The following is a 2,550-nucleotide window of genomic DNA, read 5'->3' as shown; positions in this document are numbered from 1 at the left end:
GGCTTCAACCACATCGACATTGCCGCCGCCAGCGCAGCAGGGCTGATCGTCACCAACACGCCCGCCGTGTTGACCGATGCCACCGCCGATCTCGCCATGACGCTGCTTTTGATGTGCGCGCGCCGTGCCGGAGAGGGCGAGCGCGAGCTGCGCTCCGGCAAATGGACCGGCTGGCGGCCGACGCATCTCTGCGGCACCCAGGTCAGCGGCAAGACCGTCGGCATCATCGGCATGGGAAGGATCGGCCAGGCCATGGCCAGGCGCTGTCACTTCGGCTTCGGCATGGAGGTCGTCTTCTTCGACAGCCGGCCGGTTCCCCACCCCGGCATGCCGGCGCGGCAGCTGGCGACTGTGGACGAGGTGCTGGCGGCCTCGGATTTCGTGTCGCTGCATTGTCCGGGCGGTGGCGAAAACACCCGCCTCATCAACGAACGCCGTCTTGCCCGCATGAAGAAATCAGCCTTCCTGATCAACACCGCGCGTGGCGATGTGGTGGATGAGGACGCACTGGTCCAGGCGCTGCGTGAGCGTCGGATTACTGGTGCCGGGCTCGACGTGTTCGAGACGGAGCCGTCCGTGCCGCGCGCCTTGACGGAGCGTGAAGATGTCGTGCTGCTGCCCCATCTGGGTAGCGCCACCAGCGAAACGCGCATCGCAATGGGCATGCGGGTGATCGACAATCTGTCGGCCTTCTTCGAAGGCCGCACCCCGCCTGACGCAGTGAACTAGCTCCCCGTTTCAGTTCCAACACCAGGCATGGCGACGCCGAAAACCGTGTCCGCCTTTTGCCGCCAGGAGACGAGCAGAATGACCGGCTTTTTCCAGAGGAACCTCAAGCTCCAGGATGCGGTGGTCGCCGATGCGATTGCACGCGAGATGGGCCGGCAGCGGTCCGAAATCGAGCTGATCGCATCCGAAAATATCGTTTCGCCGGCTGTGCTGGAGGCACAAGGCTCGGTGATGACCAACAAATATGCCGAGGGCTATCCGGGGCACCGCTACTACGGCGGCTGCCAATATGTCGATCTGGCCGAAGCGGCTGCCATCGACAGGGCCTGCCGGCTGTTTGGCGCGGCGCACGCCAATGTGCAGCCGCATTCCGGCGCCCAGGCCAACGGCGCGGTGATGCTCGCCATGCTGAAGCCGGGCGACACCTTCATGGGTCTGTCGCTCGCCGCCGGCGGGCATCTGACGCACGGTGCCCGGCCGACACTGTCGGGAAAATGGTTCAACGCCGTGCAATACGGCGTGCGCCAGAGCGACTGCCTTATCGACTATGAGGAGCTGGAGGCCAAGGCGCGGGAAACACGGCCAAAGCTGATTATCGCGGGTGGATCGGCCTATCCGCGCATCATCGACTTCAAGCGCATCCGGGCGATCGCCGATGCCGTCGGCGCGCTGATGATGGTCGACATGGCGCATTTCGCCGGCCTGGTCGCCGGCGGCGTGCATCCCAACCCGGTCGAGGTCGCCGATATCGTCACCACCACGACGCACAAGACGCTGCGCGGCCCGCGCGGCGGTATGATCCTGACCAACAACCAGGACATCGCCAAGAAGCTGAATTCGGCGGTGTTCCCTGGCCTGCAGGGAGGCCCGCTGATGCATGTCATTGCTGCCAAGGCCGTTGCCCTGGGTGAAGCCTTGGAGGACGGGTTCAAGACCTATGCCCGGCAGATGGTGGCGAATGCCAGAAAGCTGGCCGCGACGCTTGGCGAGCGCGGATTCGACATTGTCTCCGGCGGAACCGATACGCATCTGCTGCTGGTCGACCTGCGCGGCAAGGGCCTGTCCGGCAAGGACGCGGAGGAGGCGTTGGGCAGGGCAGGGCTGACCTGCAACAAGAACGGCATTCCTTTCGATCCGGCGCCGCCTGCCGTCACCTCCGGTATACGGCTGGGCACACCGGCCGCCACCACGCGCGGTTTCGGCGAGGGCGAGTTTGCCCGTGTCGGCAATCTCATAGCCGACGTGCTGGATGCGGTCGGAACGCAATGGGGCGCCGAACAGGAGAAGGCGGCTCGGCGGTCGGTCGAGGAGCTTTGCGAGGCATTCCCGATCTACGAGCCCAGACCCGGTTGACCGTCCGGGGAGCGCGCCACAGGCAGATACATGGCTGCCGCGGACAGGGCATTAGCCACAGATATGGTTTTGCGTAGCAGCGCCATTCGTGACGAGTTGCGCCTGTCCTAACGTCATCGCGAAATCACCGCATACATCCACCGCCAAGTTTGTCGTCCGAGCCATTTTGCAAGCAATTTCCGTCGATTGACGGAAGTGGCGCCTTCGGCTGCGGACGGCAGGAGGAGCTTGGATCCATGGGTGCGGCGTTTTCCGGGGAGCGGGTTGCCAGCCTCGAAAGATACCCTGGCTTTTTTTGATCTTTTGAATGGAGAGGAAAATGAACATCAAGAGCCTTCTTTTCGGCTCAGCTGCGGCTCTGATCGCAGTTTCCGGTGCGCACGCCGCCGACGCCGTCGTTGTTGCCGAGCCGGAACCCGCTGAATACGTCAAGATCTGCGACGTCTACGGCGCTGGTTACTTCTACAT

The 2,550-nt window shown here is 63.8% G+C and carries 3 protein-coding genes; all 3 read left to right on the top strand.

Annotated elements, in window-relative coordinates:
• Positions 1–729 (top strand): D-glycerate dehydrogenase (locus EN994_RS26735; RefSeq protein WP_164746221.1); only part of this gene is annotated, 729 nt, incomplete at its 5' end.
• A 78-nt stretch (positions 730–807) separates the two neighbouring features.
• Positions 808–2,082: a serine hydroxymethyltransferase gene (glyA, locus tag EN994_RS26730; protein ID WP_013529884.1), complete on the top strand. Its 1,275-nt coding sequence runs from the start codon at positions 808–810 to the stop codon at positions 2,080–2,082.
• 307 nt (positions 2,083–2,389) lie between these two features.
• Positions 2,390–2,550, top strand: a 161-nt coding sequence (locus EN994_RS26725) for a porin (RefSeq protein WP_348631692.1), incomplete at its 3' end; no start/stop codon positions are given.

It is taken from the genome of Mesorhizobium sp. M7A.F.Ca.CA.002.09.1.1, from assembly GCF_003998555.1.
Lineage (GTDB): Bacteria > Pseudomonadota > Alphaproteobacteria > Rhizobiales > Rhizobiaceae > Mesorhizobium > Mesorhizobium ciceri.
Note: the sequence above shows the minus strand (reverse complement) of the source record. Positions and strands in the feature narration are given on the sequence as shown.